At 64.9% G+C, this 24,681-nt stretch carries 20 protein-coding genes; 12 read left to right on the top strand and 8 right to left on the bottom strand.

Going from position 1 to position 24,681, the window contains the following annotated elements; all coding sequences use genetic code 11:
* The first annotated feature begins 9 nt into the window (after positions 1–9).
* The gene (gene ftsA / locus ACLI1C_RS13110; protein WP_411397438.1) at positions 10–1,308 is read left to right on the top strand and encodes a cell division protein FtsA; all 1,299 of its coding nucleotides are present in this window, start codon (positions 10–12) and stop codon (positions 1,306–1,308) included.
* Here the strand turns inward: ftsA and ACLI1C_RS13105 are convergent, their stop codons facing one another.
* Genes ACLI1C_RS13105 through ACLI1C_RS13095 form a run of 3 tightly spaced genes read right to left on the bottom strand, consistent with a single transcriptional unit; the run spans position 1,309 to position 3,301 of the window.
* Complete coding sequence (locus ACLI1C_RS13105; protein ID WP_411397437.1) at positions 1,309–2,112, bottom strand: nucleotidyltransferase domain-containing protein; 804 nt, start codon at positions 2,110–2,112, stop codon at positions 1,309–1,311.
* Positions 2,113–2,133: 21 nt separating this feature from the next.
* Positions 2,134–2,769, bottom strand: a complete 636-nt coding sequence (locus tag ACLI1C_RS13100) for a LysE family translocator (protein ID WP_411397436.1) — start codon at positions 2,767–2,769, stop codon at positions 2,134–2,136.
* Between the two features lie 58 nt (positions 2,770–2,827).
* A complete protein-coding gene (locus ACLI1C_RS13095; RefSeq protein ID WP_411397435.1) occupies positions 2,828–3,301 on the bottom strand; it encodes a VOC family protein in 474 nt (157 codons plus the stop codon).
* Between the two features lie 234 nt (positions 3,302–3,535).
* Between ACLI1C_RS13095 and ftsZ the strand changes: the two genes are divergently transcribed.
* From ftsZ to ACLI1C_RS13055, 8 genes are all read left to right on the top strand, one after another.
* Entirely contained in the window at positions 3,536–5,200 is a 1,665-nt protein-coding gene (ftsZ, locus tag ACLI1C_RS13090) for a cell division protein FtsZ (protein ID WP_411397433.1), read from the top strand.
* Positions 5,201–5,311: 111 nt separating this feature from the next.
* Positions 5,312–6,268 (top strand): UDP-3-O-acyl-N-acetylglucosamine deacetylase, encoded by a 957-nt coding sequence (gene lpxC / locus ACLI1C_RS13085; protein WP_411397431.1) that lies wholly within the window; start codon positions 5,312–5,314, stop codon positions 6,266–6,268.
* 90 nt (positions 6,269–6,358) lie between these two features.
* A complete protein-coding gene (locus ACLI1C_RS13080) occupies positions 6,359–7,195 on the top strand; it encodes an outer membrane protein assembly factor BamD (protein ID WP_411397430.1) in 837 nt (278 codons plus the stop codon).
* 350 nt (positions 7,196–7,545) lie between these two features.
* The gene (gene recN, locus ACLI1C_RS13075) at positions 7,546–9,216 is read left to right on the top strand and encodes a DNA repair protein RecN (protein WP_411397429.1); all 1,671 of its coding nucleotides are present in this window, start codon (positions 7,546–7,548) and stop codon (positions 9,214–9,216) included.
* 103 nt (positions 9,217–9,319) lie between these two features.
* The gene (gene ligA, locus ACLI1C_RS13070; RefSeq protein ID WP_411398327.1) at positions 9,320–11,521 is read left to right on the top strand and encodes an NAD-dependent DNA ligase LigA; all 2,202 of its coding nucleotides are present in this window, start codon (positions 9,320–9,322) and stop codon (positions 11,519–11,521) included.
* 19 nt (positions 11,522–11,540) lie between these two features.
* Positions 11,541–12,827, top strand: a complete 1,287-nt coding sequence (locus ACLI1C_RS13065) for a hypothetical protein (protein WP_411397428.1) — start codon at positions 11,541–11,543, stop codon at positions 12,825–12,827.
* A gap of 25 nt (positions 12,828–12,852) precedes the next feature.
* Entirely contained in the window at positions 12,853–13,320 is a 468-nt protein-coding gene (locus tag ACLI1C_RS13060; RefSeq protein ID WP_411397427.1) for a DUF3828 domain-containing protein, read from the top strand.
* A gap of 102 nt (positions 13,321–13,422) precedes the next feature.
* Positions 13,423–13,920, top strand: a complete 498-nt coding sequence (locus ACLI1C_RS13055) for a hypothetical protein (protein ID WP_411397426.1) — start codon at positions 13,423–13,425, stop codon at positions 13,918–13,920.
* A gap of 417 nt (positions 13,921–14,337) precedes the next feature.
* On the opposite strand, the gene ACLI1C_RS13050 is transcribed toward ACLI1C_RS13055, so the two are convergent.
* Positions 14,338–16,161, bottom strand: a complete 1,824-nt coding sequence (locus ACLI1C_RS13050) for an aminopeptidase P family protein (RefSeq protein ID WP_411397424.1) — start codon at positions 16,159–16,161, stop codon at positions 14,338–14,340.
* 112 nt (positions 16,162–16,273) lie between these two features.
* Here ACLI1C_RS13050 and ACLI1C_RS13045 point away from each other — a divergent pair, with 112 nt between their 5' ends.
* Both ACLI1C_RS13045 and ACLI1C_RS13040 read left to right on the top strand, forming a co-directional pair.
* Entirely contained in the window at positions 16,274–16,408 is a 135-nt protein-coding gene (locus ACLI1C_RS13045; RefSeq protein WP_411397422.1) for a hypothetical protein, read from the top strand.
* Positions 16,409–16,528: 120 nt separating this feature from the next.
* Entirely contained in the window at positions 16,529–16,660 is a 132-nt protein-coding gene (locus ACLI1C_RS13040; protein ID WP_263574796.1) for a hypothetical protein, read from the top strand.
* A 200-nt stretch (positions 16,661–16,860) separates the two neighbouring features.
* On the opposite strand, the gene ACLI1C_RS13035 is transcribed toward ACLI1C_RS13040, so the two are convergent.
* The 3 genes from ACLI1C_RS13035 to ACLI1C_RS13025 all read right to left on the bottom strand — a co-directional run bounded on the left by ACLI1C_RS13035 (position 16,861) and on the right by ACLI1C_RS13025 (position 20,621).
* Entirely contained in the window at positions 16,861–17,730 is an 870-nt protein-coding gene (locus ACLI1C_RS13035; protein ID WP_411397420.1) for a 50S ribosomal protein L11 methyltransferase, read from the bottom strand.
* A gap of 128 nt (positions 17,731–17,858) precedes the next feature.
* Positions 17,859–18,176, bottom strand: coding sequence for a heavy metal-binding domain-containing protein (locus ACLI1C_RS13030; RefSeq protein WP_411397419.1), 318 nt, complete (start codon positions 18,174–18,176; stop codon positions 17,859–17,861).
* 18 nt (positions 18,177–18,194) lie between these two features.
* Complete coding sequence (locus ACLI1C_RS13025; protein WP_411397417.1) at positions 18,195–20,621, bottom strand: ATP-dependent helicase; 2,427 nt, start codon at positions 20,619–20,621, stop codon at positions 18,195–18,197.
* Positions 20,622–20,829: 208 nt separating this feature from the next.
* Between ACLI1C_RS13025 and ACLI1C_RS13020 the strand changes: the two genes are divergently transcribed.
* Positions 20,830–24,459, top strand: coding sequence for an AsmA family protein (locus tag ACLI1C_RS13020; protein ID WP_411397416.1), 3,630 nt, complete (start codon positions 20,830–20,832; stop codon positions 24,457–24,459).
* Here the strand turns inward: ACLI1C_RS13020 and ACLI1C_RS13015 are convergent.
* Complete coding sequence (locus tag ACLI1C_RS13015) at positions 24,456–24,671, bottom strand: ribbon-helix-helix domain-containing protein (protein WP_411397414.1); 216 nt, start codon at positions 24,669–24,671, stop codon at positions 24,456–24,458. The genes ACLI1C_RS13020 and ACLI1C_RS13015 overlap by 4 nt on opposite strands.
* Between the last annotated feature and the right edge of the window lie 10 nt (positions 24,672–24,681).

The following is a 24,681-nucleotide window of genomic DNA, read 5'->3' as shown; positions in this document are numbered from 1 at the left end:
ACCGATGCCATGACCTCCCGGCTTCGCCCCGTCCAGCCCGGCAAGACCACGCTGGTGGCCGTGCTCGATATCGGCTCGACCAAGATCTGCTGCGTGATCGCCCGGCTGACGCCGCGGGCCGAGGGCAGGGCGCTGCGCGGCCGCTCGCACCAGGCCGAAGTGATCGGCTTTGGCTACGGCCCGTCCTCGGGGGTCAAGAGCGGCGTCGTCACCGACATCGAAAAGGCCGAGCAGGCCATCCGCTCCGTGGTCGGCATGGCCGAGCGGGCCGCAGGGCTGACGCTGGAAAGCGTCATTGTCAATGTCACCGCCGGCCGGCTGGGCTCGGAGACCTTCTCGGCGGCCGTGTCGCTCGATGGGCAGGAGGTCGAGAGGGCCGATATCCATCGCGTCCTGCGCGCCGTCAACGAGCGCTCGGTGCGTCCGGAACGCTCCATCATCCATGCGTTACCCATCGGTTACGCGATCGATGGCCAGAAGGGCATCCGCGACCCCAAGGGCATGGTCGGCGACAAGCTGGGCGTCGATGTTGCCGTGATCAGCTCGGAAACCCTGGCCATGCGCAATCTCGAACTGGTGCTGCACCGCTGCCACCTGCAGATCGAGGCGCTGATCGCCACACCCTATGCCTCGGGCCTGTCGGTGCTGGTCGACGATGAATCCCAGCTCGGGGTTGCCTGCATCGACTTCGGCGGCGCGACCACGACGGTTTCGGTCTTCAATGACGGCCATCTGGTCTATGCCGATGCCATCGCCATCGGCGGGCATCACCTCACCCTCGACATCGCCCGCCAGCTGTCGGTCAGCGTCGACGATGCCGAGCGCCTCAAGACCTTCTACGGCTCCGTCCTGCCCGGCCAGGCCGACGAGCGCGACCTCATCGCCATCAATCCGGTCGGCGCCCAGCATGACGAAGCGCCGGGGCAGGTGGCCCGTTCGGTGCTGACGCGCATCATGCGACCGCGCATCGAGGAAATCCTCACCGCCATCCGCGACCGCATGCAGGCCACCGGCATGATGGATGTCTGCGGCCGCCGCTTCGTCTTGACGGGCGGCGCCAGCGAGATGACCGGCCTGCCCGAAGTCGCCCGCCGTACTCTCGCCCGCAATGTGCGCACCGGCCGGCCCATGGGCATTGCCGGCCTGCCCGAAATGGCCAAGGGCGCCGCCTTTGCCACGGTCGCCGGCATGCTGATCTATCCGCAGGTCTGTTCGCAGGAATATTCCGAGCCGCGCAGCAGCCGCAAGCTGACCGGCACGGACGGCTATTTCGCCCGGGTCGGGAACTGGCTCAGGACCAGCTTCTAGTCACCATGCCCGCCCGGCCGCTTCTCCCAGTGTCAGTGCAAGCCGTCGCCGAGTTGCCGCCTCGAATTCTTCCGGCCAGGCGAGCCCAAGTCGTTCCGCCATGGCACGTGCCCTGGGCATGAATTCGCGGGCAATGGCGAAATTGGCTTCGATCAGCGCGTCCCGTTCGGGTCCGGGATAGGGCAGGGAGGCCAGCAGGGCCATCTGTTCTGGCGACAGGAGTGTGGATTGATGCAGGATGCCGCCCGGATCTGGCGCCGTCACGTCCTGCATCAGCAGGGTTTCAAGATGCCCGCGCATCATGCCCACGCCAAGCACCATGGTCACATATTCGCCGCGCCCCGCGCCGACGGGCATAAGCCCCAGCATGCGGATGAACTCGTGAATGAGATAGTGCACGGTGCCCGCATTCGGCTCTCTTGGCGGCAGGGCATCGGGCAAGGCTTCGTATAGTCCATCGCGGTCGATGAGCGGCTTCACCGTATTCCTGGCGCGTTGACCGAAGCCCGTCGGCGGCACGATGATCAGGTCGCAGCGTAGCCAATCCTCGGAAACGGCATTGATCAGCAGGCCGCCTCGCGACAGTTCCTGCCAGAATACGATCGGCGTAATGGACTGCAGCAGCTGGCGCCAACTGGCCGCCAGCGCGGCGTGATCATCCGGTGCTGCAAGTGCAACGAGATCGACATCGCTCCATTCGTCGGCCGTCCCGCGGCCGAAACTGCCGGCGAGGAAGAGGCCGCGCAGGGCCTCCTGGTTCGCCATTTTCTCGGTCACTGCCGCGATTAGCCCATGCTGGTCCATTCCGCCCTCCCGGTTGTTCCTCTAGCTCCGCAGGTCGCGGATGCCCCAGACCAGCAGCGTCGCGCCCAGCGCCCCGAAGGCGAGGCCGAACGCGGCCTCGATTGCGCGCCAGAAGCGGGTATAGGCGCGCATGGCAACGCCGGTCGAAAACAGCAGCCCATAGGCGCCGTAGATGGTCATGGCGGAAATGGCGACCACAGGTCCGAAAGCCAATACCTGCGCGCTGTCGAGGCCCGCGCCGAACAGAAAGGTCGCCACGGCCGACCACATCAGCGCCGCCTTGGGATTGGTCATCACCACGAAGAAGCCGCGCCGCCAGGCGCCGAGATTGCTCAACGGCGTCCTGTTGGCCGTCACGGTCGAGGTTGTGCCTGCCAGAATGGCGCGCAGCGCTCTATAGGCGATCAGCAGCAGATAGAGCCCGCCGGCGAATTTGAGCAGGGTGAGGAGCAGCGGAAAGGCCGCGAACAGCGCCCCGAGCCCCAGCGATACCGCGGCCGCCCAGACCAGCGTGCCGGTGCCGATGCCGGTGACCAGCAGCAAGGCGGGCTTGCGGCCCTGGCCGAGGGCGACGCTGGCCACCGCCATCATATTGGGGCCCGGCGAGGCCTGGGCGAGGGCCACGCCGATCCAGGCGGCGAGGAATGCTTCGAGCATGACGGGGACTCAGGTGACGTGCGCGCCAGCCTAGCCCGCCGCCAGTGCCCAGTCCAACTCAGCCCGCATAGGCCTTTTCGAGATCGGCCACGATCAGCTTCTTCATGCCCAGCATGGCCTGCATGGCCCGGCCGGCCCCGGCCTGGTCCGCGCCAAAGACCGTGCTGAAAATCTGCCTGGGCACCACCTGCCAGGAGAGGTCGAACCTGTCCTTGCACCAGCCGCACATGCTTTCCGCGCCGCCATTGCCGACAAAGGCGTTCCAGAAATAGTCCACCTCTGCCTGGTCGGCGCAGTCGATCATGAAGCTCACCGCTTCGGTGAAGGGAAAGCGGGTCGGCTCGCCGCCCTGGCTGCCATTGAGCAGCATGAACTTGTGGCCCTCGAGTTCGATCACCGCGGTAAAGGCCGGGCCGTCCGGGGTCTGGCGCTTGATGTCGTGCACCTTCGCCGATCTGAAGGTGCTGGTGTAGAAATCGATGGCCTCATCGATGCGGTTGTCGAACCACAGGCAGGGCATGATCTTGGTCACGATTTTTTCTCCGCTATACAGAACCAATACGTTATATTGCTATTTGGTTATATTAAGCCTGTCAAGCTGGTGTGCCGCATCCGGCAACGCCGGAGCGTGGTTAACGGGCGGTCAAAGGGTAACCGGCAAGTGTCGCAAATTGCGATCACGTTAACACCGGCGGGACAATTGTTAGGGGCCGGTTAACGTTTGGGAGGGTAAATCTTTACCAACCAAGCCACTATGAGGCCACCTATGACCATCAACCTCACCATCCCGGACATTCAGGAACTGAAGCCGCGCATTACCGTCTTCGGTTGCGGTGGCGCCGGCGGCAACGCCGTTAACAACATGATCGAATCCGGGCTCGATGGGGTGGACTTCGTTGTCGCCAACACCGACGCCCAGGCTCTGGCGCTCAGCAAGGCGCAGCGCATCATCCAGCTCGGCGTCGGCGTTACCGAAGGCCTCGGCGCTGGCTCGCATCCCGAAGTCGGCCGTGCGGCGGCCGAGGAAAGCTGGGACGAGATCAATGATCACCTCTCCGGCAGCCATATGGTGTTCATCACCGCCGGCATGGGCGGTGGCACCGGCACCGGTGCGGCGCCCGTCGTGGCCCGCGCGGCCCGCGAGCAGGGTATCCTGACCGTTGGCGTCGTCACCAAGCCGTTCAATTTCGAAGGCAATCGCCGGGCGCGTCTTGCCGAAGACGGCATCGACGAGCTGCATCGCCATGTCGATACGCTGATCGTCATTCCCAACCAGAACCTGTTCCGCGTTGCCAACGAGAAGACCACTTTCGCCGACGCTTTCGCGATGGCCGACCAGGTGCTGTTCTCGGGCGTTGCCTGCATCACCGACCTGATGGTCAAGGAAGGCCTGATCAACCTCGACTTCGCCGACGTGCGCGCCGTGATGCGTGGCATGGGCAAGGCGATGATGGGTACGGGCGAAGCCTCGGGCGAAGATCGTGCCCGCCACGCCGCAGAAGCCGCCATTGCCAATCCGCTGCTCGACGATGTGTCGATGCATGGCGCACGGGGCCTGCTGATCTCCATCACCGGCGGTCCGGACCTCACCCTTTATGAAGTCGACGAAGCGGCCAGCCGCATCCGCGAGGAAGTCGATCCCGATTGCAACATCATCCTCGGCGCGACCTACGATCCGAGCCTTACCGGCACGATCCGCGTCTCCGTCGTTGCCACCGGCACCGATGCGACCATGGTGCAGGCGCTCGAGCCGGCCAAGCCGCATGCCTCGCGCACGCCGCTGGAAGTGCGCCGTCACGTGCCGGTCGAGCCGACCCGTGCACAGGTCGAACGTGCAGCTCCCGCTGCGCCGGTGCAGCAGGCCATCGAGCATCAGGTCGAAGCCGCCGTGGCCGAAGCCTTCAGCTTCGACATGTCCGCTTCCACCTATCACGATCAGGAAGATGACGGCGTTTCCGTCGAGCCCTACATTCCCGCCGCTGAAAGCGTGCAGGAGGCAGAAGACGCCCATGTCGTCGATGAGTCGCCGATTCCCAGCGTCTATGTGCCGTCCCATGCCGCCCGCCCCGAAGGTCAGCGCCGCATGCCGCGCACCGAGGAGCTGCCGATTGTTGCGAGGCGGTCACAGGAGCCGCAGGAACGTCATGATCCGGAGCCGCGCAATGCGCGTGCCCTGTTCAAGAAGCTTGCTTCCAATGTCGGCCTCAATCTGGGTCAGCCGGCTGCGCCGGTCAAAGACGAAACCGCCTATTCCGCCGCCGATGATGCCGCTGCCCGCAGTGCCATAGAGGCCGGTGGCGCAAGGACTTCGCGCGTTGCGCCGCCCATCGAGGGTGCCCGTGGCACGCTCGATCCGCATGGTCGCCAGCCCGCACCGGCGCCGCAAAAGGACAGTCTGGAAATCCCGGCTTTTCTGCGCAAGCACGGTTAATCCGGGGTGACGATATCCTCAGAACATTGCTCGGTGCGACTTTCGCACCGAGTTTTTTTTGGCTAACACAGATTCCGGGCGTATGGGGCTTGGGGTCGGAGTTATTCGCGTATGCACAAATTGTCCACGCGCCAGCGTACCCTCGCGGCGGCGATCAGCTTCGCCGGTTACGGCGTTCATAGCGGCCAGCCCGTCACGCTGACCATCAGCCCTGGCGCTGCCGACACCGGTCTTACCATCTGCCGCCAGCAGGGCGATGGCTCCACCACAACGCCCGTGGCCGTCCATTTCTCGCGCGTCACCCGCACCACGCTGTGCACCACGCTCGACCTGGGCGACAGCGTCAGCGTCGCCACCATCGAGCATGTCACCTCCGCCCTCAGCGGCATGGGCGTCGACAACGCCGTGATCACCCTTGATGGCGGCGAATGCCCGATCCTGGACGGCAGCGCGCGGCCTTTCGCCGAAGCCATCCTGCAGGTCGGCATGGAAATCCAGCCGGCGCAGCGCAAGTTCCTCAAAGTCATCCGCGCCGTTACCGTGCGCAACAACGATGCCTTTGCCGCCCTCGAGCCCTACAATGGACGCGCGCTCGATCTCGAGATCGATTTTGACAGCAAGGTCATCGGCCGCCAGCGCATGATCTTCGACTGGACGCCGCGTCGCTACTATGAAGACGTTTCGCGGGCCCGCACCTTTGGCTTCGTGCGCGATGCCAAGATCCTGCGCCAGGCCGGCTACGCGCTGGGTTCCAGCCTCGACAATTCCATTACCGTGCACGAGGACAAGATCCTCAATCCGGGCGGCCTGCGCTACGAGGACGAGTTCGTCCGCCACAAGCTGCTCGATGCCATCGGCGATCTGTCCCTGGGCGGTCTGCCGATCTGGGGGCGCTTCCGCTCCTACAAGGGTGGGCATGCCCTTAACGCCCATGTGTTGAGCGGTCTATTTGCCAGCGAGGCCAACTATGAGATAGTTGGTGCTGAAGACCTGCCGCTCGAATTCGAGGCGTTCGATGATCAGCCCGACGGGTTGGCGGTCAATCACTATCTGCGGTCCGTGCGCTGATCCCTTCCGGGTCGGCCTTGCGGCGCCACAGTTTTGATCCATTTGCTAACTACGCCGCAGCCAGCGGTTCCTATAATGACGGGGCAATTCGTGACAGTTGACGCATTTGGTGGTTTCACCAGCCGGGCCACCCGGTTCCTGACGATTGCCATTCTCACCGCCGTTCTGGCCGGCTGCAGCATGTTCGGTCCGCAGAAGGTCAAGGAAGCGCCGATCATTCCGGCCGCGACCCTCTACCAGTCTGCGCTGGACGACATGGATCGCCAGTATTTCCAGACCGCGATCAAGTCGCTGGAGCAGCTTGACCGGCAGCACCCGCGCGACCCGCTGGTCGAGAAGTCCAAGCTGATGCAGGTCTATGCCAACTATCGCAGCGGCGAGCTGGAAGAGGCGATCCTGGCGGCAGACCGCTTCATGGCGCTCTATCCCAACGGCAAGGACGCCGCCTATGTTCTCTATCTCAAGGGCAATGCCTACTTTGCCCAGATCAAGGACATCACGCGCGACCAGCAGCTGTCGACCGACGCGATCGAGACCTATCGTCTGGTGATCTCCACCTATCCGAATTCCGAATATGCCGAGGACTCCAAGGAAAAGCTCCTGGTGGCCTATGACCAGCTCGCCGGCAAGGAAATGTCGGTTGGCCGCTACTATCTCGGCAATGGGCAGTATACCGCCGCCATCAACCGCTTCCGCGTCGTGGTGGAAACCTGGCAGACCTCGACTCACATCGAGGAAGCCCTGTTCCGCCTGACCGAGGCCTATCTTTCGCTCGGGCTCACCAATGAGGCCGCCACGGCCACGGCCGTTCTGGGTCACAATTACCCGTCGAGCACCTGGTACAAGCAGGCCTTCGAGCTGCTGGGCAAGCAGGGCGTAGCCCCCTCTGTCAACAGCGGCAGCTGGATGGCGTCGCTGCGGAGCTGAGGATTCTTACGTCTCCCTTTGAGGGAGAGGTCGGCTTGCGTAGCAAGACGGGTGAGGGGGCCTTCCCCGACCCACTGCACGCGTAAAGGCTCCCTCACCCGATCCAAGAGGGTCGACCTCTCCCCCAAGGGAGAGGTCAAGAAGTAATCTGTTGCTAGTTTGTTCCGGGGCGCTACAATGCGCCCCGGTTCGTTTGTATTCGTCAGGCCCAATGGGCGGCTGGCGAGACAGGCGCGCGGTGAGGTCTGTTGAGAAGTCGGTGCGACCGTTCGCGGTGATGACGCGGCAATGGTAGGATACCGCAGTCACAAGTGTCGCCGGGCGACACGAAGCTTGGGAATAGTCCGCGCATGCTGAACGCGCTTTCGGTTCGCAACATCGTCCTCATCGACCAGCTCGATCTGGCTCTGGACGGCGGCATGACCGTGCTGACCGGCGAGACCGGTGCTGGCAAGTCCATCCTGCTCGATGCGCTCACCCTGGCGCTTGGCGGGCGGGGCGACGCCTCGCTGGTGCGCAGCGGGCAGGAGAGCGGCCAGGTGGTTGCCGTGCTGCAGCTGGCCGCCGACCATCCGGCCCGCGCCGCCTTGCGCGACAATGCCATTCCCGACGACGAAGACGTGATCCTGCGCCGGGTGCAGTTTGCCGATGGCCGCACCCGCGCCTTCATCAATGACCAACCGGTCTCGGCAGCCTTGCTGCAGCGGGTCGGCAGCCAGATCGTCGAAATCCACGGCCAGCACGATGATCGTGCGCTGGTCGATGTTGCCACCCACCGCGCGGCGCTCGATGCTTTTGGCGAGCTGGAAGGCGCCGTCGCCAAGGTGCGGGATGCCTTTGCCGAGGTGAGCGACGCCCAGGAGGCGGTGGCGGCGCAAAAGGCGCTGGTGGCCCAGGCGCTGGCCGCCGAGGATTATGCCCGCCATACCGTCGAGGAGCTTTCCAAGCTCAAGCCGGTCCCCGGCGAGGAAGAGGAACTCGCCGAGCGCCGCCAGCACCTGCAGCAGGTCGAGCGCTCAGCCTCGGACGTCACCGAGATCGATGAAATGCTCAATGGCCCTTCGGCGCCCGCGCCGTCCCTGGCCAGCCTGATGCGCCGGCTGATGCGCAAGATCGATGGCGGCTCGACGCTGTTCCAGCCCATTGTCGACACCATCGATGCATCGCTGGTGGCGCTTGACCGCACGAGCGATGCGCTCGAAGAGCTCAAGCGCGAAATGGCCTATGATCCGGCCGAGCTGGAGGGCGTCGAGGAACGCCTCTTCGCGCTGCGCGCTGCCGCCCGCAAGCATCAGACCAGTTGCGATGGTCTGGTCGACGTGCTCGCCAAATACAGCGCCGATCTCGAAACGCTGCAGGGCGGGGAGACAAGGCTTGTGGCCCTGGAGTCCGCTGAGGCCAAGGCACTGGAGGCCTATCGCAAGGCCGCCCAGGGGTTGAGTGCCGGCCGGGCCAAGGCCGCCGGTGCGCTGTCCAAGGCCGTCGGCGCCGAATTGCCCGATCTCAAGCTCGGCTCGGCCAGGTTCATCGTCGATCACCAGGTCGATACGGCGCGCATTGCCACCGCCGGTTTCGACCAGATCGCCTTTCACGTGCAGACCAATCCGGGCACGGCCGCCGGTCCGCTGCTCAAGGTGGCCTCGGGCGGCGAGCTCAGCCGGTTCCTGCTGGCGCTCAAGGTGGTGCTGGCCGATCGCGGCTCGGCGCCGGTGCTGATCTTTGACGAAATCGACACCGGGGTGGGCGGTGCCGTCGCCGATGCCATCGGCCGGCGCCTGGCGCGGCTGGCGGGCAAGGTGCAGGTCCTGGCCGTGACCCATGCACCCCAGGTCGCCGCGCGGGCGCAGCGACATCTGCTGATCGAAAAGCAGGCGGTCAAGGAAGGCGCCTTCATGCGCACCCATGTCAAACCGCTCGACGTGGCCGCGCGGCAGGAGGAAGTCGCCCGCATGCTGGCCGGCGCCAAGGTAACCGACGAAGCCCGCGCCGCAGCGAGCAAGCTGCTGAGCGAAGTGGGGTAGGCCCACCCCTTTCTTCCCTTCTCCCCTTGTGGGAGAAGGTGGCGCGCAGCGCCGGATGAGGGGGCGCGATGGCCAATCAATGCATGAGCAAGCAATGACCGACCTGTCCAGCAAACCCGTCGACGATCTCACCGAGCAGGAGGCCGATAGCGAGCTGGCGCGGCTGGCCAAGGCCATTGCCGAAGCCGATATCGCCTATCACCAGAAGGACGCGCCCGAGATCACCGACGCGGCCTATGACGAACTGCGCCGCCGCAACGACGCCATCGAGGAGGCCTTTCCCAACCTGGTGCGCGAGGACAGTCCCTCGCTCAATGTCGGCGCCCCGCCCGCCGAGGGTTTTGCCAAGGTGCGCCACGCCGTGCCGATGCTGAGCCTCGCCAAAGCTTATACCGATGATGACGTGGTCGATTTCATCGAGCGCGGCCGGCGCTTCTTCCAGAAGGACGAGGGGCTGGAAATCGCCTTCACCGCCGAGCCCAAGATCGACGGGCTGTCCGCCTCCTTGCGCTACGAGAACGGTGTCTTCGTGCAGGGCGCGACGCGCGGCGATGGCAGCGTGGGCGAGGACATCACCGCCAATCTGCGCACCATCAAGGACATTCCCGAAAAGCTCGCCGGCACGGGTTGGCCGCAGAGCATAGAGATCCGCGGCGAGGTCTATATGACCTATGCAGAGTTCCAGGCGCTCAAGGCCCGCTCCGCGGCCGCCGGCGGGCAGGATTATGTCAATCCGCGCAACACGGCCGCCGGCTCGCTGCGCCAGAAGGATGCCGCGGTCACCGCCAGCCGCAACCTGCGCTTTTTCGCCTATGCCTGGGGCGCCACCACCGAGGATCCGGCGCCCACCCAGTATGAAGCCGTGCAGAAGTTCCGCGACTGGGGCTTCCAGGTCTCCCCGCTGATGGTGCGGGCGAAATCGGTGGACGAGCTGATCGCGCATTATCGGCGGATAGAGGAGCAGCGCTCTTCGCTGGGCTACGATATCGATGGCGTGGTCTACAAGGTCGACCAGCTCGAACTGCAGCGCCGCTGGGGCTTTGTCACCGGCGAGCCGCGCTGGGCCGTGGCGCATAAATTCCCCGCCGAACAGGCGACCACCGTGGTCAAAAAGATCGACATCCAGGTCGGGCGCACCGGCACGCTGGCGCCGGTGGCGCGGCTCGAACCCGTCACCGTCGGTGGCGTCGTGGTCGAGAATGTGACGCTGCACAACGAGGACTATATCAAGGGCTTCGACAGCAATGGCCTGCCGATCCGCGAAGGCGTCGATATCCGCATCGGCGACACCGTGGTCATCCAGCGGGCCGGCGACGTGATCCCGCAGATCGTGCGCGTCGTGCTGGACAAGCGGCCGGCCGATGCCGTGCCCTACGAATTTCCCGAAACCTGCCCGGTCTGCGGCTCGCCGGCCACGCGCGAAATCAACGAGAAAACCGGCAAGGAGGATTCCCGCCGCCGCTGCACCGGGGAGTTGATCTGCCCGGCCCAGGCGGTGGAGGGTCTGCGCCATTTCGTGTCGCGCGGCGCGCTCGATATCGAGGGGTTGGGGGCCGAGAATATCGAGCTCTTCTTCTCCAAGGGGCTGGTCAAGACCGCGGCCGATCTCTTCACCCTCAAGGATCGTCGCCCCGAAGTGCAGCAGGCGCTGGCCGAGCGGCGCGAGGAACAGGCGCGGCTCCGCGAAGCCGCCTCGGGCAAGACGCGCAAGGCCATACGCAGCGTCGAGGACCGCAATTTCGAGGGCCTCGACAAGCTCTTCGCCGCCATCGATGCGCGGCGCGAGCCGGAGCTCGACCGGTTCATCTTCGCCTTGGGCATCCGCCACATCGGGGAGACCACGGCCGCCGTGCTGGCCCGTACCTTCGGGACCATGGAAGAGCTGATCCGCGTCGGCAAGGCCACCGCCGCCGCAGAGGACCCGCTATCCGTGTTCCCCTCGGTGGATGGCATTGGCGGCACGGTAATCGAGGCGCTGGTGGATTTCTTCGGCAATGAGCGCAATGATGCGGCGCTCGATGCCCTCCTGGCCCAGGTCAGGCCGAAGGAATACAAGGTCGTGGTTTCGGCCGACAGCGTCGTCGCCGGCAAGACGGTGGTGTTCACAGGGTCGCTGGAAAAGATGTCCCGCTCGGAAGCCAAGGCCATGGCCGAACGCATGGGCGCCAAGGTGGCTGGCTCGGTCTCGGCCAAGACCGATATCCTCGTGGCCGGGCCGGGGGCGGGGTCCAAGCTGAAATCGGCCGAGGCGCTGGGCGTCGAGGTGATCAGCGAGGATGAATGGTTCGCGCGGGTGGGCAAGTAGCGTGATGCGGGAGAGCGCGATGCGGAAACTGCGAGTACTGGCCCTGGCGGCGGCGATGCTGCCGGGCATGGCGTCGGCCAGCGAGGTCGGCGAGCAGCTGGCGCAACGGCTTTATGATGGCAACCTGGCCGAGATCGGCGATCTCGCGCTGCAGCGTTGCGAGCAGCTCCACACCGATGCCTGCTTCGCGCTGGGCCTGCTCGATCTCGTCACCGCCTATGAGGATCTGGCGCAGGCCATGTACCGCCATGGCGCCACCTCGCCCAATTCGCCGGCCATGGCCATGCTGTTCGGCATGGGCTTCGACATGCCCGCTGCGTCCGCCAATACCGATCCCGAGCCACTGAGCTATCAGGGGCTGGTGGACATCTTCGAACGGTTCACTGCAACGCTCGATGTGGCCTCCGGGCATTTCCAGATGGCCGAGGTCGGCGCCGATTTCGTCATCCCCATCGATCCGCTCAGAGTCCGCATCGATCTCGACGGCAATGGCACGGCCGAGGCCGGCGAAACGCTGGGCACGCTGATGGGGGCAGTCGGCAATTTTGCCGATATCCCCACGCCCGATGCGCCGCCACCGGGCGGCAAGAGCAAGACCAAGGACAGCGCATCGGCCCCCGACGCCACGATCGGCTTCGACAATGCCGATGCCATCTGGTTTGCCGGCTACAGCACCGTGGTCAGCGCGCCGGTCGAGCTGCTACTGGCGCATGATTTCTCCGAATTCTTCGATGCCTATCTGCATCGCGTCTTCCCCAAGGCCGGCCTGCCGATGCAGGAGCATGCGCAGGGCGGCACCCTGTTCATGGATGCCGACAGCGATGCCTTCATTGCTGATATCATCGCCGCGCTGCATACCGCCGATTTCCCGGTGACCGATGCGGCGCGCCTGGCCGGCGTGCGCGAGCGATTGCAGTCGATCACCGCTCTGTCGCGCAAGAACTGGGAGCTGATCCTGGCGGAAACCGACGATGACCGCGAACTGGTGCCGTCGCCCGCCCAGACCTCGCTGGTGCCGGACATGGCAGTGACCGAAGAAACCGTCGCGGCCTGGATGGCAACGCTGGACCGGCTCGACCAGATCCTGGCGGGCGAGCTGCTGCTGCCGCATTGGCGCTTCAGGCAGGGCTTTGATCTCAAGGCCTATTTCGAGACCGCCACCGAAACCGACCTGGTCATGCTGTTCGCTGGGCAGGGCGCGCTGTCCTTCATCAAGCCCGGCCCCATTGCCGATGCCCAGAGCTTTGCCGAAGCCAACCGGGTCTTCGGGGATAACTGGCCCGGTTTCGCCCTCTGGTTCAACTGATCCGCCCTTCCTCCTGGAGACGTCCATGCGCCTTGCTGCCTATGCTGCCGGCCTCGTTCTGGCCTTTACCGGCCCCAGCGCCGCCCAGCCCTTCGAGACGCCCGAGGCGCTGCTCGAGGCCTTCTACGAGCCCTATTTCATTGGCGAATTCTATGACGACGAGAGCGTGTTCCGGTCGCAGGACCTGCAGGCGCTCTACGACAATGATGCCGAGATCACGCCGGAGGGCGAGATGGGCGCCATCAGCTTTGATCCCTTTGTCGACGGGCAGGATTTCGAGATCACCGATTTCGACATCGGCGCTGCCGGCATTGCTGGCGACTATGCCTCGGTCGACGTGACCTTCAACAATTTCGGCCAGCCGCGGAGCCTGGTTTATGAACTGGTGCTGGAAGACGGCGGCTGGAAGATTGACGATGTGGTCTCCACGAGCCCGGAAAATCAGTATCGCCTGAGCGAAATCTTTGCCGAGGCGGCGGCGATCTACCAGTAGATTACCGACAATTTAGCCTGCCGCCGCAAATTCGCCACCGCCCGATCACAGTCGCGCCGCGCCCGATCGCTAGCGAATTGGGCAGCATGATGTGAGGGCATAATGATGCGATTGAATCCGGCAGTGGTGGTGGCGGCGCTGATGCTGTCGCCTACGGCCTGGGCGGCCGAGACCTTCAACGACCCCAAGGCCTTGGCCTCGGCCATCTACGACGACTATCACCTGGGGCGCGCCGTGGCCGACCCATCGGTCTATTACTCGGCGCGCCTCAAGGGCCTGTTCGACCAGGCCATCGAAAACGATGTCTTTGCCAGCGATGCGGCGATGAACGGGTCCGAATTCACGCTCGACGCGGTGTTCAACCCCTTCCTGCCCGACCTCAACGCCCTGCTGTTCGACGTGGCGATCGGGGAGGCGGCCATTATCGACGACCGCGCCGTGGTCAATGTCAGCTACCACAATTTCGACCAGCCCCGCCTGCTCAGCATCGCCATGATCCGCGAGGCCGACGGCTGGAAAGTCGACGACGTGGCCTCCATGGGCAGCGAAGAGCACTGGCTGCTCAGCTGGGCCCTGACCTATGATCCGTTGGGCTTCTAGCCGGCCCGCAGGGCAAAATCGCTCCAGTGGAGCGATTTTAGGCTAGAAGGCCATGAGGGCTATGCCCGAATGGCGGGGCACGCGGCCCGCAGGGCAAAATCGCGCCAGTGGCGCGATTTTAGGTCAGAAGGCCATGAGGGCTATGCCCGAATGGCGGGGTGCCGGGCCACAGGGCCGGGTGAGGGCATGGCCCGCTTCCCTTCTCCCCTTGAGGGAGAAGGTGCCCGAAGGGCGGATGAGGGGTCTCTTACTTGGCGACTGGCATGGGATGACGCAGCACCCCTCACCCTGACATTTCTGCTCAACGCAGAAATGTCGTCCCTCTCCCTCAAGGGGAGAGGGGGATCCAGTGGCGAACATAATCTTCCCAAGTCACCGGGCGAACTCCTCCCCCTTCAGGGGAGGCTGGGTGGGGGCCTACAGCGCAGAAGTCGCGTCCTTGAGCCAGTCCCTGACCTTGCCCGTCACCTTGGGCCCGATCTCCTTCCAGACGCGCTGGTGATAGGCATCCAGCCACTGCCGCTCTGCGTCCGTCAGCAGCTTCATGTCGATCAGCCGCTTGTCGATCGGCGCCAGGGTCAGGGTCTCGAATTCGAGATAGCCGGGAAAGGCCTTGCTCTCGATCACGGTGACGAGGTTTTCGATGCGGATGCCGTATTCCCCGGTCTTGTAGTAGCCCGGTTCGTTGGAAATGATGTTGCCGACCTCGAAGGGCGTGGTGTAGCGCGACGAGATGCCTACCGGGCCCTCATGCACGCCGAGATAGGCGCCCACGCCATGGCCGGTGCCATGGTTATAGGTCACCCCGTCCTGCCAGAGGAATTGCCGCGCCAGGATATCGAGCTGTGCGCCGGTCGTGCCCTTGGGGAAGCGCGCCATGGAGATGGCGATCATGCCCTTGAGCACGCGGGTATAGCGATCCTGCTGCTCTGCGGTCGGCTTGCCGGTCGCCAGGGTTCTTGTGATGTCGGTGGTGCCTGACAGATATTGCGCGCCGCTGTCGACGAGCATGATTTCGCCGGGCGCGAGGCGGCGGTCGGTCTTCTCGCTCACCCGATAATGCACGATGGCGCCATTGGGGCCGGCGCCCGAGATGGTGTCGAAGCTGGCATCGACGCAGGTCTCCTCCTCGCGCCGGAAGGCCTCGAGCGCGGTGACAATGCCGATCTCGGTCAGCTCGCCCCCGGGCGCAGTGGCGTCGAACCAGGCAAGGAACCTGGCCAGCGCCACGCCGTCGAGCAGATGGGCCTCGCGCATGCCTGCCAGTTCGGCGGCATTCTTGCGCGATTTGGGCAGCAGCACCGGATCGCGCTTTTCCACCAGCTTTGCGCCGGCATCCTTGAGTGTGGAAGCGATGGCTTCCGGCGCTGAGGCCGGGTCGATCAGCACGGCCTTGCCGGCCTGGCCCAGCTTGGCCAAAGCTGCCGGCAGGGTTTTGCTGCTGGCAAGCCTGGCGACGCCATCGAGCGATTTGCGGATATCACCGGTGATCTTGGCCGGGTCGAGATAGAGCGTGGGCTGGCCCTTTTTCGGCAGGATGGCGAAGCCCAGCACGAAGGGCGTGTTGGGCACGTCGCGGCCGCGCATGTTGAGCAGCCAGCAGATCGATTCCGGCAGCGTCAGCACTGCGGCATCGGCATGGTCGGCGGCGATGGATTTCTGGATTTCGGCGATCTTGTCGGTGGCCGTCTGGCCGGCGCGGTTGTGGCCGAGAAATTCCACCATGCTGACTGGTGCGCCGGGGCGGTCGGTCCAGATGGCATCGACCAGGTTGGCGCCGGGGACGAGCCGGGCGCGGTCGCCGAGCTTGGCCGCCAGGTCGCGGATTTCTCCCGGCGTATGCAGCCAGGGATCATAGGCAATGGTGCCGCCCTTGGGCACATAGTCGGCCACTTCGGGCGAGATCCCGCCCAGCAGCCATTCATGCACCTTGACCTTGGCCGTGTCGGTCTGGGCCGGGGCCTGCAGCGTATAGCGGCTGTCGACGAAGAGACCCGCCTTGCGCGCACCGACGACGGCCAGCCCGGCCGATCCGGTAAAGCCGGTGACCCAGGCCAGGCGGGCTTCGCTCGCCGGCACCGACTCGCCACGATGCGCATCGGCGCGCGGGATGAGGAAGGCATCGACCCCGGCCTTGGCCATCGCCGCGCGCAGCGCCGCGAGGCGGGGGGCGACATTGGTCTTGTCGGCCTTCTCCTCAAAGCTCTGGAACTTGGCGGGCGGGAAGGTCTGGGTGGTCATGGGCAGGAATCCTCGTGCCGGAGTGCGCTCCGGTCATGGCTGGCGTGCTGTGGCGGGGCTGGCATATCGCCGGCTGCGGCCTATCTTAGAGGCACAGCACAGGAGAACGAAGATGGCACAGGACAAGAATTTCATGGCGCGGGCCTTTGACGCGCTGCTGGCCGGTCGCCAGCGTCAGGCAGAGCGCTACGTCGAGCGCTTCGAGCGCGAATTCGGCAAGATGAACAGCAAGTTAACGAAGCGGTAAGGCGGCCTGCGCGCCTTGCAGGGCTGGTCTGACCAGAGACCCCTAACCAAGTGCAGCGCAGAAGCCTACATAGATCGTGACGGGGGCAATAGACCGTCGTCAACGTGCATGGAGACTGAAATGACCGAGAGCAAGAACGATTTCCGCAAGGCACTGGGGTCCGTCATCGACGCCCGTGGCCGTGAATCGAGCCGCCAGGTCAGCTATCGCATGCAGCACCAGCTGATCGGCGCATTCACCAAGCGCCCATAAGGCCGCTGCAGGTAACTGCTGACGATTTTGTTTGATCCCCGGAGCCTGCTTCGGGGATTTTGCTTTTGTACCTCTCCCTTGGGGGAGAGGTCGGCGCGCAGCGCCGGGTGAGGGGGCCTTTACCCGGTGCGGTGTTTAGGAAGGCCCTCAGCCGACCCAAGGAAGTCTACCTCTCCCTTCGGGGGAGAGGTCAAGAAGGCCTAAGGCATTTCCAGAATCAGCGTGGTCCAGTCCTTGCGCTGCAATTTCTGGTTCAGCACCATGCCCTGGCGCGCATAGGCATTGATGACGCCGCGCGCCTGGTGCTGCAGAATTCCCGACAGGATCACTACGGCGCCCTTCCGGGCAATCTTGCCGATGGCGGGCGCCAGCGCCATCAGCGGGCCGGCCAGGATATTGGCGACGATCAGGTCATAGGGCGCATTGCGCTGGATGGTGGGATGGTTCACCCCGGTCGCTTCCAGCGCCACGATCTGGGTGCCGACCCCGTTCTGGGCGGCGTTCTCGATCGTCGTCGTCACCGAGATCGGGTCGATATCGCTGGCGATGACCGTGCTGCGCGTGCGCTTGGCCAGCGCGATGGCCAACACGCCGGTGCCGGTGCCGACATCGATCATGTGCCGCGGCTTGCGGCGCTTGAGCACCTTGTCGATGGCCTCAAGGCATCCGGTCGTGGTCTCATGATGCCCGGTGCCGAAGGCCTGGGCGGCGTCGATCTTCATCGGCGTCAGTCCGCCCGGCACGGGGCCGGTCTCGTGGCTGCCATAGACATAGAAGCCCCCGGCGATCACTGGCGCCAGGCCCTCGAGAGAGCGGGCGACCCAGTTGATCTCGGGGTCGATCGGGGCAACGGAAAAGTCCACGGCCTCGCCGAGCGTCTGGCGCGCCAGTTCGACAAATGACTCGACATCGGGCGGGCTCTCGCAGGTGGCTTCGAAAAACCACTCGCCGGTCTCTTCATTCTCGTGCGCCGAGGCGGTCAGCGCCAGGTCATCGCGCTCCATGACGGCATCGACAAGCGCATAGGCCTGGTCCTTGGTGAGCGGGGCCGAAAGCTGGTCGACGGGCATGGGCAGGCCTCTGGAATTGATTTTGCCTTGTTGCGGCAGCCGTCACGACAAGTCAATGCGACCGAAATTGTCACAGAGACAATTATCGGCGTCATGACCCGTTCAGACTGGGGGCGACAATGTGGCGGCTAGAGCTTCACCGCAGTGCCCGAGATCGAGACCATGAGCATCGATCCGCCCTGGCCGACCACCTCGTAATCGAGGTCCACACCCACCACGGCGTCGGCCCCCATGCGCTCGGCCTCGTAGCGCAGCTCGTCATAGGCCTGCCGCCGCGCATCGCGCAATGCGCCCTCATAGGCGCCGGCCCGGCCGCCGACAATGTCGCGGATGCCGGCAAACAAATCCTTGAAAATGTTGGCGCCGACAATGACTTCGCCGGTGACAATACCAAGATATTCCCGCACCGGGCGGCCTTCGAGCGTGGGGGTGGTCGAGATGATCATGCGGGTCTCCTCGGGCCATCAGCCCTTCTTAACAAAGCTCTCCAGCACCTTCTTGCGGCCGGCCTTTTCGAAATCGATGGTCAGCTTGTTGCCCTCGATGTCGGTTATGGCGCCATAGCCGAACTTGAGGTGAAACACGCGCTCACCCAGCCCAAAGGCGGATTTATCCCCGCCCAGATCAACCGACCGCGCCACCAGATCGCCATCAATCGTCAGCGGTCCGCCGCCCTTGCGACTGGCCTGCTGGTTGCGGGCGCGCTGCCAGCCGGGGGTTTCGTAGACACTCTCGAACGGGTCGGCCTTGTTGAAGCGCGACGAAGCGCCCCCACCATAGCCATAGCCGCCATAGGACGAGCCGGTGTCGACAACCTCGACGGCGTCGGCCGGCAGTTCGTCGAGAAAGCGCGATGGAATGGCCGATTGCCAGAGGCCGTTGATCCGGCGATTCTGTGCCACCGAGAGGCGGGCGCGCTTGCGGGCCCGGGTGATGCCGACATAGGCGAGGCGCCGCTCTTCCTCGAGGCCGGCACGGCCGCTCTCGTCCATGGTGCGCTGGCTGGGAAACAGGCCTTCCTCCCAGCCCGGCAGGAAGACGGTATCGAATTCCAGGCCCTTGGCAGAATGCAGCGTCATGATGGACACGGCGTCGTCGGCCTCGGCGGTATCGCGGTCCATGACCAGCGATATGTGTTCGAGGAAGCCGCCCAGGGTCTCGAACTCTTCCATCGAGCGCACGAGTTCCTTGAGGTTTTCCAGGCGCCCCGGGGCGTCCGGGGACTTATCGTCCTGCCACATCTTGGTGTAGCCGCTCTCGTCGAGGATCTGCTCGGCCAGCTGGTAGTGCGGCACTGGGGGCAGCACGTTCTCCACTTCCACGACCTCGCCGTTATCCCCTTCGGCCGTCTCAATTGCCACACGCTCGTGCAGCCGCGAGGACCAGTCGTCGAACTGGTTGATGAGGTCGCGCAAGGTGCTCCGCGGCTTGGCTTTGAGCTCCTCGGTCTGCAGCAGCATACGGGTGGCGGGCAGAAGCGCTACATTGGCTGCACGCGCAGCGTTGTGCAGCAGTTGTACCGTTGTGTCGCCCAGCCCGCGCTTGGGCGTATTGACGATGCGCTCGAAGCTGAGACCGTCAGAGGGGTTGGAGACGACGCGCAGATAGGCGATGGCGTCGCGGATTTCCTTGCGCTCATAGAAGCGCGGGCCGCCAATGACCCGGTAATTCAGCCCCAGCGTGATGAAGCGCTCTTCGAACGAGCGCATCTGGTGCGAGGCGCGCACGAGAATGGCCATGGAGTTCAGCGCTTCACCCTGGCGCTGGTAGGTCTCGATCTCGTCGCCGATGGTGCGCGCTTCTTCCTCGCTGTCCCAGACCGAGGTGACCGAAAGCGGCTCGCCTTTTTCGACGGAGTCGTTGTGCAACGTCTTGCCCAGGCGATCTTCGTTGAAGGCGATGACGGCGGAGGCCGCCCGGAGAATATTGCCGGTGGAACGATAGTTGCGCTCCAGCTTGATGACCTTGGCGCCGGGAAAGTCCTTTTCAAAGCGCAGGATGTTGTCGACCTCGGCGCCGCGCCAGCCATAGATGGATTGGTCGTCGTCGCCCACGACGCAGATGTTGGCTTCGCTGGCGGGCTTGCCCTGGGCAAGCAAGCGCAGCCAGAGATATTGGGCGGTGTTGCTATCCTGGTATTCGTCGACCAGCATGTATTTGAAGCGCCGGTGATAGTCGGCGAGCACATCGGGGTACTCGCGGAACAGGCGGATACATTCGAGCACCAGGTCGCCGAAGTCGGCCGCGTTGATCACCTTCAGCCGCGCCTGGTAGTCGGCATAGAGCTTGGCGCCGCGGCCATTGGCGTAGGCACCACTGTCCGCCGGCGAGACGTCCTTGGGCAGCAGCCCCCGGTTCTTCCACGCGTCCATCATTCCAGCAAACTGCTTGGCCGGCCAGCGCTTCTCATCGATGTTCTCGGCGTCGAGCAGCTGCTTGATCAGGCGGATCTGGTCATCGGTGTCGAGGATGGTGAAGTCGGACCGCAGGTCCACCAGTTCCGCATGGCGGCGCAGGATACGGGCGCCGATAGAGTGAAACGTGCCGAGCCAGGGCATGCCCTCGACGCCCGCGCCGACAAGTTTGCCGATGCGCTCCTTCATCTCGCGGGCGGCCTTGTTGGTGAAGGTCACCGACAGGATTTCGGACGGCCAGGCGCGCTTGGTGGTGAGGATATGGGCGATGCGGGTGGTCAGGACGCGCGTCTTGCCAGTACCAGCGCCGGCCAGCACCAGCAGAGGCCCGTCGATCGTCAGCACAGCCTCGCGCTGCTCTTCATTGAGACCCTGGAGGTAGTCAGGTGCCGCCTGCCTGCTGAACTGGCTAGTGATCGCGCCAGCGGCTGGGCGGGGAAGTGGGTGGTTTGCACCGGACATAAAGGGCCTTTCCATCGCTGCATGCCGGGGCTGGCGGGTGCAGCGCGGGGATTGACGAATCTTATTTTGTTCTCATTGGCAATATAGGGGCTGGCAGGCCCGGTGTATAGGATGGGGCGTGTCACCGAACTGTGCGTGCGCGCGTGTATTGAGTGCACTGGCGGGGTTGCGCAGGGCGCGCGCTTGCCTACACTCTGCGCGACGAACCGGGTGACCAAGCGCCGTGCTGAACCGCATCTATATCATTGTCGGCTCGCTGGCGATCATCGTCCTCGGCGGTGCTTTCATCGCTCCCTATTTCATCCATTGGAGCGATTATCGCAGCCGCATGGAGGAGTTGGCGACCAGCGTGCTCGGAACGCCCGTAACGGTGCGCGGCGAGATCGATTTCACGCTGTTGCCGCAGCCTCGGCTGCGCTTTTCCGACGTGCTGGTGGGCGAGCCCGAGGAGCCGGCGGCGACCGTGGACAGCGTTGAAGCCGAATTCTCGCTGATGGACTTCCTGCGCGACAACTACAACGTCACGCGCCTCGTGCTGCGCCAGCCGGTGATCGATTTCACCATCGATGAAAGCGGCTTCTTTGGCAGCGGCGTCTCCGTTGCCTCGACCAGCGGCGTCGGCCTGGGAAATGCGAGCATTGTCGGGGCCACGATCCGGCTGATGGACCGCCGCTCGGGCGAGAATTTCGTGGCCAACGACGTCACGGGCGAGTTGGGCCTATCCAGCTTCAGCGGTCCGTTTTCCTTCGTCGGCACCGGCAGCCATCGCGACGAGGACTATAGTCTTCGGCTCAATTCCAGCGCCACCGACGAGACGGGAAACTCCCGCATTTCCCTCTTCCTCCAGCCACAGTCTGCGGCCTTCTCCTTTGCGGCGGAGGGCATGCTGTCGCCCGGCATGGCGCCGAAATTCAATGGGGACGTCGTCTTTCGGCAGAAGCCCCCACTGGCTGACGCTGCCGAGGACATAAGGGGCGACCTGGTGCTGGAGAGCAAGGCCACCGGTTCGACCGACCGGATCGTATTGTCCGGCTACACGCTGCAACCTGACGAAAACCGCGCCGGCATGCGCCTCACCGGCGCGGCGAGCATTCAGCTCGGCGATGTCCGCAGTTTCGACGCCGTTATTTCGGGCGGGGTGTTTTCGCTGCCGCCGCGCGACGCCAAGGAAGATGCCACGACCCTGCCTTACGAGGCGGTGCGCCTGCTGGCGGAGCTGCCGGCCCCCGTCATTCCCCCCATGGCGGGCCGCGTCGGCATCGACCTGGCGGAGGTCGGGCTGCGGGGGTTTGCATTGCGCAATGTGCGGGTGGACGCACGCACCGACGGCACGATCTGGCAGATCGAGCAGCTGCTCGGCCAATTGCCGGGCGATACGGAGCTGCGCGCCAGCGGGCGGCTGGAAAGCGAGAATGACCGCCCGGCCTTCCGTGGCGACCTGTCCTTGACGAGCGCCAGGCTTGACGGGCTGGCGGCGCTGTGGCGCAAGCCGGGCGACAACAATCCCCTGTTCAACGTGCCGGGCACGCTCACGGGCAGCATCATGCTGGCCGGAGACGCGGCCGCCCTCGCCGATGGCGTGCTGAACCTGGCCGGCGCAAACCACAGCCTTGAAGCACGGCTCGGCTTTGGCGAGGAAAAGCGGCTCGATCTGGTCGCGCATTTCGATGCGCTGGGCGCCGATGGCAGCGCCATGGTGGCGGCCCTGCTGCCCAGCATTGCGGTCGAACCGGCCTTCGGCATCAGCTTTCCCTTTGGCAGCTTTTCGCTCACGGGCACTGACGCGCGGGTGCTGGGGCTGGATGGCACGGGCCTTGTCGCGGAAGGGCAGTGGGGCAGCGGTCGGGTCAACTTCTCCCGGCTTGCGGCAGCCGACTGGGGCGGCGTCGGCTTCGACGCGACGCTGGTTGCCGGTGGCACGGTGGCCGAACCCGACATATCCGGATCGGGGCTCGTCCGGGTCAGCGCGGGTGACGGGGCGGCCCTGCTGGGCGCCTATGACCTGCTGGAGGTGCCGCAGAGCTGGCGCGAATTCCTGGCGAACTCGGCGCCGGCGGACCTGCTGGTCGATATCAGTGAACCGATTGATGGCGGCCAGACCATTACCCTGAGCGGAGCGCTGGGGGCGGGCGATCTCAACCTGCGTGCCGAACTGGACGGCGGCATCGGTGCACTGACCTCTGCGCCGCTGCAGGTCACTGGCGGACTTGAATCAACCAACATAACCGCATTCACCCGCCAGCTCGGTTTCGGCGAGACCGAGCTTTTTGGCGGGGATGGCTCGATGCTGCTGAGTTTCAGCCTCGAAGGCGAGCCGGGCGACGGCCTTGCAAGCAGCCTCACGGCGAGCCTTGGCGATGAACGGGTCAGCTTCGACGGCACATTGCAGGCAGCGGGCAGTGGCCAGATCGAGGGCACCGGCACGCTCGATGTTGAGCTGGACGATGCGGGTGGACTGGCCGGACTGATTGGCGCCCATGGGATGACCCTGCCGGCCGCCAATGGCCGTGCCGAGCTGCATTTCGAGGGCGATCGTCTCGCCCGGCTGACGGAGATTGCCGGCACCTCCGGGGAGACCGCTTTTTCTGGCGAACTCTCGCTGTCGCGCACGGGGAGTACCGCGGCCATTGCCGGCGCCATTGGCGTGGACATGGTTTCGGCGGAGGGGCTGGCCGCCGCGCTGTTTGGCCCGGCGGCCCTCGTCGCCGGCGATGCCGTCTGGCCGGAAGGTCCGATCGTGCTGGGCGAGCAGGGCAGGCAGACGCGCGGCGCGGTTGCGGTTACTGCGGGAGCCTTGGCGGCCGGTGGCGTCGAGCGCATGGGCGCGACCAGTTTCGAACTGAGCTGGGATGAAACAAGGACGCGGCTGGCGCGCTTTCAAGCGGTGGCGGGCGAGGGCCGGCTGGGTCTCGATATCGCCGTATGCTGTGCCGGTCCCTTGGTCGACAAGACCGTCAGTGGCCGGATAACCCTCTCGGACATGCCGATCGAAACGGTGGCGACGCCAGCCATTGCGGCGGCGCTGGATGGCGTGCTCGATGGCGGCGTGAGTTTTGAGGGGAATGGTCCCAGTCTCGCCGAGATCATGGCCGCGGCGTCGGGGGAGGGCAATTTCACGCTGACAGGGCTTTCGGCAGCGCAGCTGTCGCCAAGTGTCTTTCCCACCGTGGCCGGTCTAGATGACGTGCTCAATACCGAGCCTGACGCCATGGGCGCCATCATGGGCCTGGCGCTGGGGCAGGGGCCGTTCACGGCGCCGACAGCGACCGGGGCCTTCACCCTTGCCGGCGGCGTGGTGCGGCTGGCCAATCTCATTGTGGAGGGCGAGGGTGCGGGCCTTGCCGGCAGTCTCAACCTGGCACTCGCTTCGCTTGGGCTCAATGGCAGTTTCGTCATGACCCCGCGCGATTTCGAAGATGCCAATGGGCTGGTCGGACCTGACACGTCCCGCATTATCACCCGCCTGGCGGGTACCCTCCTGGCGCCCGAGGTGACGCTCGACCTCGACGAGATGATTGCGGCCGTGCTGGTGCGTGCCAATGAACTGGAAGTCGATCGCCTCGAAATCCTGCGGGCCGAGGACGAGGCGCGCCAGCGCGCTGCGGCGGCCGAACGCAACCGGCTGATCGAGGAGCAGCGGCGGCGGGCTGCCGAAGAGGCGGAAGCGGCGCGGCTGGCGGCCGAAGAGGAAGCAAGACGGCAGCAAGAAGAAAGATTGCTGCAAGAAGAACAGACGAATCTGCCAGCAGAACCGCAGCAAACTCCGCCATTCTCGGGCCCGCTGGACCTGGGTCTGCCGCCGCCCCAGGTCAATCAGCCCCTCGGTACGGGCGTCAACCAGCCGCTGTTCTAGCCGCCCTCGAGCTGGCGCTGGTACCAGCGCAGCACGGCCAGCCGGGCAGCCGATGACAGGTTTTCCGTCTGCCGGTTTTCGTCGATGTCGCGGATCAGGCCGGCCATGGGCTGGGCCTTTTCGGCCGCCATGGCTTCAAGCGCCGCCCAGAATTCGGGCTCCAGCGCGATGGATGTGCGGTGACCGGCGATGGACAGGGAACGTTTGTCCATCCGTGGCTTA

Origin of the sequence: Devosia sp. XGJD_8, from assembly GCF_046614475.1 — a bacterium.
Taxonomy (GTDB): domain Bacteria; phylum Pseudomonadota; class Alphaproteobacteria; order Rhizobiales; family Devosiaceae; genus Devosia.
The sequence above is the reverse complement of the archived record's forward strand: the minus strand, read 5'-3'. Positions and strand labels throughout refer to the sequence as shown.

What these genes read in the sequence shown, in the direction of transcription:
- ftsA (WP_411397438.1), top strand. Translation starts at nt 10, where the DNA reads ATGACCTCCCGGCTTCGCCCCGTCCAGCCCGGCAAGACCACGCTGGTG.
- ACLI1C_RS13105 (WP_411397437.1), bottom strand. Translation starts at nt 2,112, where the DNA reads ATGGACCAGCATGGGCTAATCGCGGCAGTGACCGAGAAAATGGCGAAC.
- ACLI1C_RS13100 (WP_411397436.1), bottom strand. Translation starts at nt 2,769, where the DNA reads ATGCTCGAAGCATTCCTCGCCGCCTGGATCGGCGTGGCCCTCGCCCAG.
- ftsZ (WP_411397433.1), top strand. Translation starts at nt 3,536, where the DNA reads ATGACCATCAACCTCACCATCCCGGACATTCAGGAACTGAAGCCGCGC.
- lpxC (WP_411397431.1), top strand. Translation starts at nt 5,312, where the DNA reads ATGCACAAATTGTCCACGCGCCAGCGTACCCTCGCGGCGGCGATCAGC.
- recN (WP_411397429.1), top strand. Translation starts at nt 7,546, where the DNA reads ATGCTGAACGCGCTTTCGGTTCGCAACATCGTCCTCATCGACCAGCTC.
- ACLI1C_RS13065 (WP_411397428.1), top strand. Translation starts at nt 11,541, where the DNA reads ATGCGGAAACTGCGAGTACTGGCCCTGGCGGCGGCGATGCTGCCGGGC.
- ACLI1C_RS13060 (WP_411397427.1), top strand. Translation starts at nt 12,853, where the DNA reads ATGCGCCTTGCTGCCTATGCTGCCGGCCTCGTTCTGGCCTTTACCGGC.
- ACLI1C_RS13055 (WP_411397426.1), top strand. Translation starts at nt 13,423, where the DNA reads ATGATGCGATTGAATCCGGCAGTGGTGGTGGCGGCGCTGATGCTGTCG.
- ACLI1C_RS13050 (WP_411397424.1), bottom strand. Translation starts at nt 16,161, where the DNA reads ATGACCACCCAGACCTTCCCGCCCGCCAAGTTCCAGAGCTTTGAGGAG.
- ACLI1C_RS13045 (WP_411397422.1), top strand. Translation starts at nt 16,274, where the DNA reads ATGGCACAGGACAAGAATTTCATGGCGCGGGCCTTTGACGCGCTGCTG.
- ACLI1C_RS13040 (WP_263574796.1), top strand. Translation starts at nt 16,529, where the DNA reads ATGACCGAGAGCAAGAACGATTTCCGCAAGGCACTGGGGTCCGTCATC.
- ACLI1C_RS13035 (WP_411397420.1), bottom strand. Translation starts at nt 17,730, where the DNA reads ATGCCCGTCGACCAGCTTTCGGCCCCGCTCACCAAGGACCAGGCCTAT.
- ACLI1C_RS13030 (WP_411397419.1), bottom strand. Translation starts at nt 18,176, where the DNA reads ATGATCATCTCGACCACCCCCACGCTCGAAGGCCGCCCGGTGCGGGAA.
- ACLI1C_RS13025 (WP_411397417.1), bottom strand. Translation starts at nt 20,621, where the DNA reads ATGGAAAGGCCCTTTATGTCCGGTGCAAACCACCCACTTCCCCGCCCA.
- ACLI1C_RS13015 (WP_411397414.1), bottom strand. Translation starts at nt 24,671, where the DNA reads ATGGACAAACGTTCCCTGTCCATCGCCGGTCACCGCACATCCATCGCG.